The organism is Pseudomonadota bacterium, from assembly GCA_027624955.1.
GTDB lineage: Bacteria > Pseudomonadota > Alphaproteobacteria > UBA828 > UBA828 > PTKB01.
The window spans coordinates 18269-32800 of sequence record JAQBTG010000026.1 but is presented as its reverse complement, the minus strand read 5'-3'; the positions used below and the strand labels follow the sequence as shown (position 1 = coordinate 32800).

Sequence of the window (14532 nt, the reverse complement as noted above, 5' to 3'; positions counted from 1 at the left end):
CATGCCGCATTATACTTTGGCCATCGACGTTGGCGGCACTTTCACCGACGTGATCTGTTTTAACGCCGAGACGGGCACGGCGGAAATCGCCAAGGCGCCATCGACGCCGCCTGATTTCATCGGCGGCATGATTAACGGCATCACAGCGCTCGGCATCGAGCCTGCGGAAATCAGCCTCATTAAGATCGGCACCACCATCGCCACCAACACCATAATCATGCGCACGGGCGCGCGCACAGCATTGGTAACGACGTTGGGCTTTACCGATGTTCTGCACGCAGCGCGCGCCGCCCGTCCGACGCTCTACGATTCCGATTGGGACCCCGCGCCGGCTCTCGTATCGCGGCGCGACACGCACGCCGTTCGCCAGCGCACAACATATGAGGGCGAGGAGATTGAGGCGCTTGATGAGGCGGGCCTGCGGGCGATTGCCGTCAAGTTGCGCGATCAGGGCGTAAAAGCGGTCGCCGTCAGCTTTCTGCACAGCTATATCAACGGCAGCCATGAGCGCCAGGCGCGGGATATTCTGTTGGAGGAAATCCCAGACGCCTATGTGAGCCTTTCATCCGATATTCTGCCCGAAATACGAGAGTTTGAACGCACCAGCACGACGGTCGCGAATGCCTATTTAGGGCCGGTCCTCGACCGTTATCTGTCAGCCCTGGCCGAGCGTCTTAAGGCCTTCGGATATAGCGGTCCCCTGCTGATCATGCACTCCGGCGGCGGCGTGATGTCGGTCGAGGCGGCGCGCGAGATTCCGGCGCGGATTTGCCAATCCGGGCCGGCAGCCGGCGTCATGGCCGGCGCAAATCTTGGACAGGTCACAGGCCGGCCGAATGTGATCAACCTGGATGTCGGCGGCACCAGCGCCGATGTATCTCTGGCGCGCGGTGGACGCCCGTTGATCCGGGCGGAGTGGAATGTCGATTTTAATATCGTCATTAATTTTCCTTCGGTGGATGTAGCGACCATCGGCGCTGGCGGCGGCTCCATAGCGCGGGTCGATGCGGGCGGTGTGCTGAAGGTCGGACCCGAAAGTGCCGGCGCCCGCCCGGGGCCGGCGTGCTATGGCCATGGCGGTGAGGCACCAACGGTTACCGATGCGAATCTCGTGCTCGGGCGGCTTAGCGGCGATACCAAGCTGGCCGGTCAGGTCGCCCTGCGGTCCGATCTTGCGGAGCAGGCCGTAGCAAGCATAAGTGGGCCCCTGAACTGCTCGCTTGAGCAAGCGGCGGCGGGAATATTGCAAATTATGCGCGCGAACATGGCCGGCGCTATTCGCCTGATGTCAGTCCGGCGCGGGCATGACCCAAGGACGTTCGCTCTGGCGGCGTTTGGTGGCGCCGGGCCGCTACATGCGTTGGAACTCGCCGTGGAGCTTAGAATTCCCGAAGTCATTATTCCCTATGTGCCTGGACTGGGTTCGGCCCTCGGCGTGCTCTCGGTAGAGGTACGACATGATTTTGTGCAGTCCATCTTCGCGACCAATACGCGCTTCGACGTCGCGGAAATAAACGCCGCCTTCAGCAAACTTGAGGCCCGCGCCCGCGCCCGCCTCGTGGAGGAGGGCGTGCCAGATGACCGCTTGGCGATACACCGTCAGCTTGATGTGCGCTATTACGGCCAGGTCTCCGGCGGGCTTACGCTCGATGCAGGCCAAGGAATACTCTCTGACGCCGATGTCAGCGCCATCTTTGATTCTTTTCATGTCCAGCACACGGAAGAATACGGCTATACGCTTCCGAGCGATCTTGCTGAGCTGGAAATCGTCAACGCCCGGGTTAACGCCGAAGGGCAGCAGAGCGCGCCCGCGGCGCCGTTGTTTCTGGGTAAGCGTGTGGACAAGGTGAAGCCGAGTGGCACAAGGCAAGTCTATTTCGATGACTGGACCGAGACCGCTATCTACCAAAGGGCGGAGTTGCCGGCCGGCTGTATCATCAAAGGGCCTGCCGTGATTGAACAAATCGATAGCACGACGCTGCTTATTCCGGGCTCCAGCGCCACGGTGGATGAGCGACGCAATCTTATTTGTAGCGTAGGATAGGGCCATGCAACTGAATCCGATTACTTTTGAAGTGCTGCGCAATGCGCTTAGCGCCATGTGCGATGAGGGCAGCGAGATGATCGCCCGCCTGGCCTATGCGCCGACGATTAGCGAGGGGCACGACCATTCTTGCGCTCTGTTGACCGCGGAGGGCCGCTTGGTGTCCCACGGCGACCGCGATCAGGCGCCGCATATCGGCTCCTTTGAACCATCCGTGCGGGTGGTGCGGGAGTGGACCGAGGACAAATTCGAGCCCGGTGACGTCTATATCTTCAACGATCCCTATTCAGGCGGCATTCATACCAACGACGTCAAGCTCATCCGGCCTATTTTCCATGGCGGCAAAGTTATCGCTTTTAATTCAAGCACAGGGCATTGGCCCGATGTGGGCGGTGCCCTGCCGGGCAGCTTCAATCCGCGCGCCACCGATTGCTATTCAGAGGGGCTGCGTATGCCGCCCATGCTGCTGTTCAAAGGCGATAAGCTCGACCGAACAGTGATGACCCTGATCGAATACAATATGCGCACGGGCAGAGAGCGGATCGCCGATATCTACGCTCAGCACCGGGCAGGGCTATTGATCGAGGAACGCCTCTGTGAGCTCTATGATCGCCACGGCGGCGAGACCATCGAGACCCTGTTCATCGACGTTTTCGACTATACGGAGGAGATGTTCCGCAAGCAGGTGGCGGAACTGCCTGACGGTGAATTCGAGTTTGAAGATTTCTCGGATATGGACGTCATGCACCCCGACACCCCCCGCATCCGGGTGCACTGCCGGATGCGAATCAGCGGCGATAAGGTGACTTTCGACTATCGGGGAAGCGATCCGGCGCCGGTTGGCCCGTTCGGATTTCCCCGCGCATCGCTGGAGACAGCCGTCTATGATGGGACGCTCCACTGCTTTCCCCAGCTTGCGCCGTTGAATCATGGCCTGGCCCGCTCAGTCGAGATCCTTTCGACGCCAGGAAGCTGTGTACATATCCAGGAGCCGACGCCGGCGTCCGGCTATGCTTCCGGTGCCTATGAAAAGGTCGCGGCCGTGACGATGGCCTGCTGGGCAAATGCCTTTTCCACCGTCAATCCGCGCCGTATGTATGCGGCAGGCATCAATCTTGCGAATCTATGTATTGGCGGCATCCATCCCAAGACGGGCAAGCAATTCGTCAATTATTTGTGGAATGAGGGCGGACAGGGCGCGCGCAGCTACAAAGACGGCAATCCCTTTCAGATGATGATTTTTATCGGCGGCGCCACCAACCAGCCGGTTGAGATATTGGAACGACTGTATCCGCTTCTCTACACCAATTGCGTGGGTGTCGAGGATTCCTGCGGCGACGGAAAATTCCGCGGCGGCGTAGGTATTGACCGGAGTTTCAAGGTTCTTGGGGCGTTGACTCTGACCATGCATGGCGACCGGGCCGAAGTCACGCCATTTGGCCTTGCTGGTGGAACCAACGGCGGCGCCAATATCCTGCGCTTGCGGCGCGCAGCAAATCCCGAGATAGAGGAAGATCTTGGCATGCACGCCGTGGGCATCCGTTTGGAGCCCGGCGACCATATGATCTACCGCTCGAATGGCGGCGGCGGATTTGGCAATCCGTTGGACCGGGATCCGGAGCGCGTGTCAGCTGATGTCGAGTTGGGTTGGATCTCCAGGGAAAAGGCCAGTGCGGTCTATGGTGTCGTTCTGCGTGCAGATGAATCGGAAAAAGATCGCTACGTCATTGATCGTAACGCGACAACCGCGATGCGGGGAAAAATTGCAAAAGCGACTCGTGTCCGGGGCTACGGTCCCGGCGAAGTACACCCGCTTGGAGAGTTGATTCAGGTGGCGGAGGTCGCACTCGCCGCGGAATAGAGCGCTGTCAGAAAATAGTGGCCTGAGCCACGCACGACCCGCGGCGTAGCGTCGGCGGATGCAAATTCCGTTCCTGTACTTCTAGAACTCACTCGAGATGATCCGCTAACGGTTGTGATGTACATCCGGTATTTACGATCGTTGCCCCAGGCCGAAGACCGGTTGTTCAAACGCGGCATCAATATTTGTCAGGAGACCGTACGGTTCTGGTAGTTGGGTTCTATCCGATGTTCGTATCGGAGGTCCAAAACCCCGTATCCAAAATCATCGCATAACCACTAGCGTTGGCACCTGGACAAGGTGTTCGTGTTCGCTTTTTTCTGTGCGCTCATTCCGGCTGCGGCGATATTCGTGCGAAGAATTTCGGCGCAAAATTTTGTGAGCTTGTGGCCGGCATTCTACAGCCCGTTGCCTTCGATTATGAGCTGGCGGCGCGGCTCTTAGTCTGAATCGCCGTCATAGCCATAGGTGCGCGCGACCATTTGTTCAGAATGTTCACCCGCCTTGATGGCCTGGTACTTCCACGGATTGTCGGTGCTCACGCAACCGGGCAAAGCCTCCACCAGAACGTCGTAATCGACACCGACAAACTGCACCAACGAATAGCGCGGCTTGGGGGTGGTGTTGATCACGCGATGCGCGGTCGAGACAAAATAATCATTCGTCCACTGCTGCATAAGATCACCGAGATTGACGGCGAAGGTGCCGGGGATAGAGGGCAGTTCCAGCCAATCGCCGTCCAGGGTCAGCATTTGCAGGCCGGGCACACCGTTCTGCCAGACGGTCGAGAAACATTCGTAATCTGTATGCGCGCCGAGGCCGATATGGGCGATATCGAAATCCTCGCCCTGCGGCGGGTAATAGCACACCCGGGTGCGCGACAACGGCTTGGTGAATTTTTCGGTGAAATAGCCGGGCGGCACATCGAGCGCCAATTCGAAGGCGCGGAAGATCGAACGGCCAAGCTCGATCTGGCAGTCATAATAGGTGCCGAGGGCCCAGCGGAAATCCGGCGGATTTTGCGGCCAGTTGTTGGGGCCGTAGAAGCGCAAGCCGCGCAGGTAATGGGGATCATCCTCGGGTAGATCCTCGGCCATTTCGATCGCCTCGGAGATATCGTTGCCCTTGAGACTGTGATCGGCCTGGATGCCGTGGAGCGGGACATAGCCGCGATGATTTGGCCAATCGAGATAATGATTTTTCATTTTCTCTTCGAGCGGCAAGGCGAAAAAGCGCTGCATCGCGGCATAGGCGCGGTCGATCACCGACTGGGGAAATTGGTGGTTGGTCAGATAGAAATAGCCCGGCCCGGTGCAGGCGTCGCGAAATTCTTGCGCCAATTTACGGTGATCTGCCTTGCTGCTGCTATAGATCGAGCCGAAATCTATTATCGGCACGTCGTCCGGCTTGAGACGGATGATCTCGCGCTTGTGCAATCCTTCGCGAAGCTGAAATGGCGTGTCCGGTGCGACCGTTTCCATGTACCAACTCCTAACTAAGGCAGAACTTTCCTGCGGCGGAATTCCGCGAACAGGTCGAGAAACATCTTTTCCGTATCGATCATTTCAGTAAAGCCCCGGTCGATGCGCTTGGCGTCCGACATCAGGACATCCCATGACGTATCCATGTTGAAGTCGAAATAGGGCCAGCCGGCGGTTTGCTCGTAGGGCAGTTTCACCAGGTCATGCTTCTCGACGATACGATCCCAGACCGGCCCTTTGTCGGGCATGACGTCGGCCGAGATGATGCGCTGCGCCATGCCGACTTCCATGCCGAACGCCGCCGCCCAATCGGACCACACATTGACGTAGCGGAAGCCATCGCCATTGGTGATGTTGAAAATCTCGTTGGCAGCGTTGGGCGCGGTCGCGCTCCATAAAGTCATGCGCGCCAGCAGACCCGAATCCGTTACCTGGTTGATCGCTTCAAAGCCGCGCAAATCTCCAGGATATTTGAGTGGCATGCCGAGCTCTTTCGAGATCGCCGCATAGGTGCCGAAGCACATAATCAAATTCATCGGATTGCCGACGGCGAAACCGCATACTGCCTCGGGCCTCAGCACCGCCCAGCTCCACTCTTTGCCCTGTTGAAACTCGATCAGGAAATCTTCCTGCTCGTAATAAAAATTGGGCGGCATGTGGCGCGAATCGGATTCCTTGGCCGGCGTCTTGAATGGCCCCAATTGGCGGCCATAGGCCTTGCTACCCTCCTGCAGCACGACCCGTCGTAATTGCTTGGAAACCGACGACATCACCGTGACCGGATTGGCCACGAGGGCGCGGTTGTGCGCCGTGTTTGTGGCATCGATGCCGCCATCAAGGGCGCAGCAAAACACATGCGTGACATCGGTGAGATGCGCAAGCTTGGCTTCGGCCGCCGCCATATCGAGGAGATCGCAGGAGATAAAGTCAGCCTTTGTCGCCATTTCCGCATCCGGCGCACGGCGGCTAACCGCGACGATATCCCAATCATCCTGCTCCGCCATGTGATTGATGATATTGCGCCCGATGACGCCAAGACCGCCGATTACCAGCGCTTTTTTACGCGCCATATGTCCTTGTCTCCTTCGTGAAAAATGGGTCGCGCTTAGCGGCCGAGGCCGAGATCGGCGCGGAACGCTTCCGCCGCGCCTTTCGCATCCGCCGCCGCGCTGCCCGCACCGGGGAGTGCCGCGCAATAGGCGTCGATAGCGGCATCGCCGAGCGGCGCCCATTTTGCCACCCATTCGGCTAGAACTTTCTTGTTGTCGCCGGTTTCCATCACGAAGGCGACCAGCGCCTTGGTCCAACGGCGCGACCGCTCGTTGTCGGTCTTATGGGCATCCGTCAACTGATGCAGCAGGCCGTCGCCCTCGCGCTGCGCGGCTTCGCCGAGTTGGCGAACAAAGGCTTCATCGATCGCCGGCTTGGCGACCAGATTGAGCGCGGCAAATTGCTCGCCCCAGTCATAAGCGACCAATGTGCGCTCCATCAATTCGCGGAAGCCCTGCCAAGCGGCATCGCCTTGCCAGTGGCCGCGTTCTCCGCCGATGAAACCGGCATCGGGCGCGGCCATGGAAAGCTCCTTGGTGCGGTAGGCGATGCGTGAAACCCAGCGCAACTGATCGGCGGACTGGAGCATGGCGCAATTGATGATCGTGCTGGCCGGCGCCATTTGCACGAGATAGGCCGAGGCCATCTGCGCGGTATGAAGCAGATAGCGGCCCGGTGTGTACAGCGCCGCAAGCTGCGCGATCCAGTCGGCGCTCAAACTACCGTCATGGCCATTGGTGTTGTATTCGTCCAACAACCCGTCGACAAAAGTTTCCTGGCCATCCTGCATGATATTGTAGGTCCGATAGACCATTTCGTCAGGGTCGCGGAAGGCGTTCCAGTCGCCGTGTTTGAGCGGCGAAGCCTCGCGGTATTTCAAATACCACTGGTTCATATGCACGCCGGGCGCCAGCGACCACGGCATTTCGTCGTCGGTACTCCACAACAGATTGGTCGAGACGATCTCATATTCGCTCGGCTTGCGGCGCTGGCCGGCAAGATGGCTCCAGGTCTTGAGCGGCTTGAGATCGGAAATGTCAGTCATGGTTTGTCGCTTTCATGTTTTTCGGCGCGTCACAGATCTTTTTCGAGATAGAACCGCATGTATGTGTCGGTGGTTTCGATGCGGCCGGCGAAAGAAGTGAGATTTATCTCGACTTCGGGCATGGTGATTGGGCGGCCGAGCATTTCCGACAAAGTTTCCTGGCGGATGAAGCATTCACCTTCCGTCTCAACGCGCACATAGGCGATGCGGTTCTCAATGACAAACTCCTTGTCAGGATTGTCGATCTGCACCGCCTCCACCACGGCATCGGCGACTTCTCCGGCGCGCAACACGGGGCCGACTGAATTTTGCCGCCCTTCTTCTGAATTTGTCATATCCGCTTTCCGCTTCCGCTGCGCTCAGGCATGAGCAAACTTTGCTTCGATTCCGGCAACGTCGACCAGGACATCCTCGCCTTCGATTTTGACCGGATATTTGGCCAATTCCGCGTGACCGGGATTGATGCCCTTGCCGCTCACCACATCAAATTGCCAAAGATGCATGCAGCAAGTCAGCTCATTGCCTTCCAGCTCACCATCAACCAAATCGACTTCCTGATGCGGGCAGATCGCCTGCACCGCATGAACTTCTCCGCCCATCGTGTGAATCAGGAGAACTTCCGTGCCGTCGACCTCGAAAGTATCCATCTCGCCCTGCCACACATCGGCTAGTGCGCAAATCTTGGTAAATGCCATGTCACGCCGCGTCCGAATCGGTGAAATAGATATCGATACACTCAAATTGCTTTAGTCCGGCTTCTGCGACAGTCATGTCGCGTGGCCAGGGCTCGGCATCGTCGGCATCCGTGGTCGGGCGGATGCGGAGAATCTTGCCCGGCTGGTCGGCGACATGGAGGCCGATCGAATGGTGCGCACAGACCGCGGCGAGCGCGTCGATGGTTTGCGCCGGCTCGGCCTCCACGACCTTAACGTGGCAATCAAACTGGAAACGGGAGAGAATCGGAAAAGCCGACACTTGCACGCCCTCCCTATTCCGCCGCCTGGGCGCGGAAGCCGTCAATCCAGCGATAATCATGGCCGTCGCGGCCGCCCTCGCTCACCACGCCGATGCCCATATAGGTGAGGACATTGTCCAAGGTGGGCGGATTGATCTCGCCGGAATACATGCGATCAACGATGCTCTCGTGATGCTTGTAACGCTCCGGATCAGTGGTGAAGATCCAGCGGCACGGCTCGGTGCAGAAATTATAGCGCCGGCCTTCATGTTCGTGTTGCACGACTCGTGCCTTCCAGGTCGGACCAGGCCGGTTGGATATCGGAATCTGGCACATATTGCAGATTACCGGGATGCATTCAGGGTGGGTCTTCTCTTCCCGCCCGTTCAGCAGATTGTCGGTGATGACATCCCAATAGGTGCCGTAACTGTCATTCCAGCCGGGGTATTTCTCCTCCAGCCAGTCGCGTTCGCGCGGACCAACGGCGCCCGGCGGATTCCACCACACTGTTGGGCGCCACGACCAAATACCGCCCTGTTGGCAATGGTGGTGATTTTCGATGTCGTCCTTCAGCAGATCCCAATACCACGGCGTCTCCAGACCAAGATCGCGCACCTGGCGGTCATATTGGCGGATAATCCATTCATGCATGAATTCTTTGAACGACAAATGGCGCTGCTCCAGCGGGATGTAATAATCCATGGGGATGCCGACCGTGATGCCGAACAACCGCCACATCCGCCAAAAAGCTATATCCACGGCCTGCTGCGCTTCCGCCTTGCGGCCGTTTTTTATCATGATCTCGATTGCCGGCGAGCCAAGCTGTGCGTGGCGCGCCTCATCCGACTGGATGCTGGTGATCATATTGGAGAACGTGAAATCACCCATATTCGCCGCGTCGGTCGAGAGGCCGACCATCTGCAAATTTGTCAGGCCGGTCTCGAAGGCAAAAGACACCATGATCGCGCCAGTTATCGCGTCGCGGCACATCATGACATCGTCCATGGCGTGACGGCCGCCGAGAATCGCCCAATTCTTGGTATGCGCCGCCTCATGCGCCCAATCATATTGCCGGTCACGCGACAATAATTCGTGCGGAAAATAGAGTTGCAGTTGGGAATGGCGCAACTCGTCAAGCATGCCGTAAGTGGCCATGTTGCGCATCGACGGCGACGGGCCAAAGCGCACCATGCGCGCTTGGAACTGGCTTGCTTGATATTCGGTCAAAGCAACGGCGCCGTAATGCAGTTTGAGGACGCTGGCCCAGCCTTCATCCAATCCGTCGTGAAACTTGGAGCGCGACAGCGCTGCCTTTACGGAATAGGCGGAAGAATCCTTCTCGCGCTGAACTTTGACATATTCGCGGTAGGAAACCTTGTAGGGCTCGTCAAAGGTCTCCCACTCCGCCAGAGGAATGTCATACGGATCACTAAGTTCGGAAGGAAATAATTCCTCGCGCGGAACAAATCCCGGTGTCCAATTTGTATCGCGGGCAATATCGTACCAATCCGAACGGTCTAGCAAAGCCATTGGTTTCTCCTAGGGCAAATTCATTGTGATCGATTTTATTCTCAGACGCCGAAAAAGCCAACGCGATCTGTGCCTTCGACTTGACGTCGAGCAGGATAAACCCGTAGACCTCGAAGAGATGATGAAACGAGGGAGACAAAGCCATGATGACAGGCAATATCAAAATTCTCTTTGATGGGCCAGAAGACGCGGAACTAACTGTCGTTTTGGCGCATGGCGCCGGCGTGCCGATGGATGCGCCATTCATGGAAATATTCGCCGAAGGCGTCGCCAAAGCAGGCTACCGGGTGGCGCGGTTTGAATTCCCCTATATGCAACGCCAGCGCGTCGAAGGTAAGCGCTTCCCGCCCAGCCCGACGCCGGTGCTGGTGGAGCGCTATCTGGCCGTGGTCGGCGCGCTCGGAGGCGGTTCCAGATTGGTGATCGGCGGCAAATCTCTCGGTGGCCGCATTGCAACGCTAATCGCCAATCAGGTGCAGGCCAAAGGCGTCGTCTGCCTGGGCTATCCGTTTCACCCGCCGGAGAAGCCAGATAATGTCCGCATCGAATATTTGAAAAACATCACGGCGCCGACATTGATTTTGCAAGGCGCCGAGGACCCGTTCGGCTCGCCCGATGAAGTCGCAGAATACGGCCTGCCGGACAATGTGAAAATCACTTGGCTGGACGGCGGCGATCACCATCTGGCGACGCCCAACGATTCGGAGACCAGTGACGAACAAAACTGGGCCGATGGCGCGGACGCGATTGCGGAGTTCGCTGCCGGATTGTCGTCAAACGCTTAACTCGATCCTGCAAGGATCGAATTTTCGTCCTGCCATCTTCGCAGCTTGACTGGCGGCGGTGGCTTCGCTATTCACGCTCTAGGTGGAGTAATTTCGAATGCCGCTGGACGCAATGCCCGGCGAAGGAAGGGACCTGACTATGCCTTGGGACTTGGCGCTGCCGCTTCTCGTCTGCTTTGTAACGCTTTTGCTATTTGTCGGCATTTATTACGCCGCCAAATCGCTGATCACCGATCCGCGCGGCGCCGAAGAAAGCGAATAGCGCCTGTTTCACGGAGTTTGATAATCTCTCTCCGGCAAAACCGCTGGAGACGTTATGAATAGCGACGTGGGCTGGGCTCTACTCGGCGATTTCAACTATCCAACTGCGATCCGCTTCGGCAACGGGCGGATCGAGGAACTGCCCGACGCCTGTGCCAAACTCGGCATTTCCCGCCCGCTTCTCATCACCGACCCCGGTCTGGCCGACAGCGACATGGTGCGGAGCGCGCTGGCGTCGTGTACGGGATCCGGGCTACCGGCGCTACCCTTCTCGGAACTAGAATCCAATCCTGTCGGTCGCAATGTGGCCGATGCGGTTGCCGCCTATCGTGCCGGCAGGCATGACGGCATCATCGGTTTTGGCGGTGGCAGCGCTATGGATGTCGCCAAGGCGACCGCCCTGATGGTTGGGCAACGCCGCCCAATCTGGGATTTCGAGGACCGCGAGGACTGGTATCTGCGCGCCAACGCCAACACCATCGCCCCGGTGGTCGCGGTGCCCACAACGGCGGGCACGGGCTCGGAAGTGGGCCGGGTGGCGGTCATCACCGACGAGAGTGCGCGCTGCAAGAAATTGATATTCCATCCGAAGCTGTTGCCTGGCGCTGTGATCCTCGATCCGGCTTTGACCCTGAGCTTGCCGGCGAACCTAACCGCAGCGACTGGGATGGACGCGCTAACGCATAATCTCGAGGCCTATTGCGCACGCGGCTTTCACCCGTTGGCGGATGGTATCGCGCTGGAGGGCATGCGCCTGATCCGGGACTGGTTGCCAAGAGCAGTGCACGACGGATCCGATCTCTCCGCCCGCGCCCATATGCTGATTGCCTCCACCATGGGAGCAACGGCGTTTCAAAAGGGTCTGGGCGCGATTCATGCGCTAAGCCATCCCGTGGGTGCACTTTATAACGCCCATCACGGCCTAACGAACGCCGTGTTCATGCCCTATGTGCTAGCTTTCAACCGCCAGGCCATCGACGACCGAATGGTGCGCCTTGCGCGCTATCTGGACCTGCCCGGAGAAGGCGTGGACGGCGTCATAGAGTGGGTTTTGGCGCTGCGCAGCGAGATCGGCATTCCGCACAGCCTTGCCGATCTCGGGGTCGCGGAGAGCGGTGTGGTGGACTTGGTGGCCTTGGCCGAGATCGACCAGGCGCGCGCCGGTAATCCGCGCGATCTCACCACGCAAGATCTGACGCAACTGTTTGTCGATGCAATCCGCGGTGATGTGACGGCGCGTTAAAGCGCTAGATTGTCGATCAGACGGGTCCGGCCGAGCCGCACCGCGGCCAGCAAGCGTCCGCCCGTTTTGGCCTCCAGTAGCGGCGCAAGGCTCTCGCCATCACAGAGCGCGAGATAATCGATGCGATCGAAGCCGGCGTCGCGCAACGCGATCATGCCGCGTTCGATTTCAGCAATGACGCCACTGCCGGACCTAAGCCGAGCAGCCATGTCATGCAGAATTTCATAGAGACGCGCAGCCGTCGGGCGTTCCTCAGGTGAGAGATAATCATTGCGCGACGAACAGGCCAAGCCGTCCGCCTCGCGCACCGTCGGAATGGCGAGAATTTCGCTCGGGATATCGAGATCGCGCACCATGCAGCGCACCACCTGGAGCTGTTGGTAATCCTTCTCGCCGAAGACGGCGATATCGGGAAGGCATTGCAGCAGCAGCTTGCAAACAACGGTGGCGACGCCGGTAAAAAAATGCGGCCGGGCAGCGCTTTCCAGCCCGGCGCCGGGGCCGGCCACCGTGACCGTGGTGGCGAAGCCTGCACCATACATGTCGCCGGCCGCCGGCATGAACACGAGATCGACGCCGGCATCCGCCAATTTGCGCAAATCTTCCGCTTCGTTGCGCGGATAGGCGGCTAAATCTTCCGTTGGCGCGAATTGCGTTGGGTTAACGAAGATGCTGACCACGGTGCGCGCCGCCGCCTCGCGCGCAGCCACCACCAGTGCCATGTGCCCGCGATGGAGCGCGCCCATGGTCGGCACCAGGGCGACACGATGTCCGTCCCGGTGAAATCTGGCGACCGCCGCGCGCAAATCGCCGACGCTGCGAACAATGGCCGGCGAAGCCTTGTCGGGCGCTCCCGCGTCACCGCCTGGCATAGCGCCTGGCACGGCGTCAGACGCGGCGTCAGGCGCCGCGCCGCTCCTTAGCGTCGGGCGTGCCAATTGCTTCGGATGAAACCGCCGCCAGGCGCGGCTTGACGCTGCTCCCCTTGGCCAGCGGAATGAAGCAATGCTCAACTGCCGGAAAGCGCCGGGCGCGCACGTCCTCGGCATATTGTCCGACCGCCTTGTGAAGTTCGTCACCAAGTTCGGCATAGCGCTTGGCGAAGCGCGGCGTGAAATCACCGCCCAGCCCGACGATGTCCTCGGTCACCAGAATTTGCCCATCGCACGCCGGCGACGCGCCGATGCCGATCGTGGGCACTTTCAATTCTTCCGTCAAAGAGCGCGCCAGCGCCTCGACCGTGTTTTCGATAACGATGGCGAACGCGCCCGAATCGGCAATCGCGCTGGCGTCAGCACGGATGCGCCGGGCGCCATCGTCGGTTTTGCCCTGGACGCGGAAGCCGCCGGCGGCATTGACCGATTGCGGCATTAGACCGATATGGCCCAACACCGGCACGCCGCGCTCGGTGAGAAAGCGCACGGTCTCGGCCATCTCTACACCGCCTTCGAGCTTGACCCCGCTACAGCCGGTCTCGGACATCACTCGGGCTGCGGCGCGGAACGCGGCTTCTGGCGATTCCTGATAGGACCCGAACGGCAGATCGACGATCACACAGGCATGTTCAGAGGCGCGCACCACGGCAGCGCCGTGCGCCACCATCATATCCAGGCTGACACCAACCGTCGTGTCCATGCCGTAGACCACCATGCCAAGCGAATCACCGACCAATATCATGTCGACCTCCGCATCCAGCGCCCGAGCCATCGGCGCGCTATAGGCGGTCAGGCTGACGATTGGGCGCTCGCCCTTCATGGCGGCAAGATCGCGTACGTTTAATCGGCGCTTCTGGGATTGTGCTGACATTCGAATCCTCTCCTCTCGGGATGGTTCGCAATATTGCAACGCAAAACAAACTATGGCGAATATTTTTGGCCCAATTCAGCCAAATGTCCACCCTAATATTGCGCCGCAGCATAACCGTATCGCGAACGCGAACTCAGACCAGCTTGCGATCCGCCAGGTAACGGCCATTTTCGTAGCGCATCAAGCCTTGCTCTAGCAGATGATGCCGCACCGGCCCGAGGTCTTTCGCCGGCTCCAAATTGCGCTCAGCCACATATGTATTGTTCTCGGAGTCATCGACCAGAACATGGTACCACGGCTGGTGTTTGGGTGGGCGCGAGCGTGCCATGTGCTCGTACCATTCCTCGCCACCCTGAAAATCAGCATCAACGTCCAGAACAACGCCACGATATCCGAACAACCGATGATGCACGATTTGGCCTATTTCGAATAAGGCCGTCGACGTCGTGGCGCTTGGGGAGCGCATGGGCG

General features: G+C 59.1%; 15 protein-coding genes. 5 read left to right on the top strand and 10 right to left on the bottom strand.

Features of this window, described 5'->3' with window-relative positions; translation table 11 throughout:
• Position 1: 1 nt before the first annotated feature.
• Complete coding sequence (locus O3A94_11250; GenBank protein MDA1356828.1) at positions 2-2044, top strand: hydantoinase/oxoprolinase family protein; 2043 nt, start codon at positions 2-4, stop codon at positions 2042-2044.
• Positions 2045-2048: 4 nt separating this feature from the next.
• The gene (locus O3A94_11245; protein ID MDA1356827.1) at positions 2049-3905 is read left to right on the top strand and encodes a hydantoinase B/oxoprolinase family protein; all 1857 of its coding nucleotides are present in this window, start codon (positions 2049-2051) and stop codon (positions 3903-3905) included.
• Between the two features lie 440 nt (positions 3906-4345).
• On the opposite strand, the gene O3A94_11240 is transcribed toward O3A94_11245, so the two are convergent.
• From O3A94_11240 to O3A94_11210, 7 genes are read right to left on the bottom strand one after another with little or no spacing between them, the layout of a single operon-like run.
• On the bottom strand, positions 4346-5386 hold the full coding sequence (locus tag O3A94_11240; protein MDA1356826.1) for an isopenicillin N synthase family oxygenase: 1041 nt from the start codon (positions 5384-5386) through the stop codon (positions 4346-4348).
• 14 nt (positions 5387-5400) lie between these two features.
• On the bottom strand, positions 5401-6456 hold the full coding sequence (locus O3A94_11235; GenBank protein ID MDA1356825.1) for an SDR family oxidoreductase: 1056 nt from the start codon (positions 6454-6456) through the stop codon (positions 5401-5403).
• Between the two features lie 35 nt (positions 6457-6491).
• The gene (locus tag O3A94_11230; protein MDA1356824.1) at positions 6492-7481 is read right to left on the bottom strand and encodes an aromatic/alkene monooxygenase hydroxylase subunit beta; all 990 of its coding nucleotides are present in this window, start codon (positions 7479-7481) and stop codon (positions 6492-6494) included.
• A gap of 29 nt (positions 7482-7510) precedes the next feature.
• On the bottom strand, positions 7511-7816 hold the full coding sequence (locus tag O3A94_11225) for an MmoB/DmpM family protein (GenBank protein ID MDA1356823.1): 306 nt from the start codon (positions 7814-7816) through the stop codon (positions 7511-7513).
• 24 nt (positions 7817-7840) lie between these two features.
• Positions 7841-8176 carry a Rieske 2Fe-2S domain-containing protein gene (locus O3A94_11220; protein ID MDA1356822.1) on the bottom strand — a complete coding sequence of 112 codons (336 nt, stop codon included), beginning with the start codon at positions 8174-8176 and terminating at the stop codon, positions 7841-7843.
• Between the two features lies 1 nt (position 8177).
• Complete coding sequence (locus O3A94_11215) at positions 8178-8456, bottom strand: toluene monooxygenase (protein ID MDA1356821.1); 279 nt, start codon at positions 8454-8456, stop codon at positions 8178-8180.
• A gap of 13 nt (positions 8457-8469) precedes the next feature.
• Positions 8470-9966 (bottom strand): YHS domain-containing protein, encoded by a 1497-nt coding sequence (locus O3A94_11210; GenBank protein MDA1356820.1) that lies wholly within the window; start codon positions 9964-9966, stop codon positions 8470-8472.
• Between the two features lie 143 nt (positions 9967-10109).
• Between O3A94_11210 and O3A94_11205 the strand changes: the two genes are divergently transcribed.
• The 3 genes from O3A94_11205 to O3A94_11195 all read left to right on the top strand — a co-directional run bounded on the left by O3A94_11205 (position 10110) and on the right by O3A94_11195 (position 12255).
• Positions 10110-10751 (top strand): alpha/beta hydrolase, encoded by a 642-nt coding sequence (locus O3A94_11205; protein ID MDA1356819.1) that lies wholly within the window; start codon positions 10110-10112, stop codon positions 10749-10751.
• A 97-nt stretch (positions 10752-10848) separates the two neighbouring features.
• Complete coding sequence (locus O3A94_11200) at positions 10849-11013, top strand: hypothetical protein (GenBank protein MDA1356818.1); 165 nt, start codon at positions 10849-10851, stop codon at positions 11011-11013.
• Between the two features lie 54 nt (positions 11014-11067).
• Entirely contained in the window at positions 11068-12255 is a 1188-nt protein-coding gene (locus tag O3A94_11195) for an iron-containing alcohol dehydrogenase (protein ID MDA1356817.1), read from the top strand.
• Here the strand turns inward: O3A94_11195 and panC are convergent.
• The 3 genes from panC to hspQ all read right to left on the bottom strand — a co-directional run bounded on the left by panC (position 12252) and on the right by hspQ (position 14527).
• Positions 12252-13127 (bottom strand): pantoate--beta-alanine ligase, encoded by an 876-nt coding sequence (gene panC, locus O3A94_11190; protein MDA1356816.1) that lies wholly within the window; start codon positions 13125-13127, stop codon positions 12252-12254. The two genes, O3A94_11195 and panC, sit on opposite strands and share 4 nt — an antisense overlap.
• 28 nt (positions 13128-13155) lie before the next feature.
• On the bottom strand, positions 13156-14061 hold the full coding sequence (gene panB, locus O3A94_11185; protein ID MDA1356815.1) for a 3-methyl-2-oxobutanoate hydroxymethyltransferase: 906 nt from the start codon (positions 14059-14061) through the stop codon (positions 13156-13158).
• A 133-nt stretch (positions 14062-14194) separates the two neighbouring features.
• Positions 14195-14527, bottom strand: a complete 333-nt coding sequence (gene hspQ, locus O3A94_11180; GenBank protein MDA1356814.1) for a heat shock protein HspQ — start codon at positions 14525-14527, stop codon at positions 14195-14197.
• Between the last annotated feature and the right edge of the window lie 5 nt (positions 14528-14532).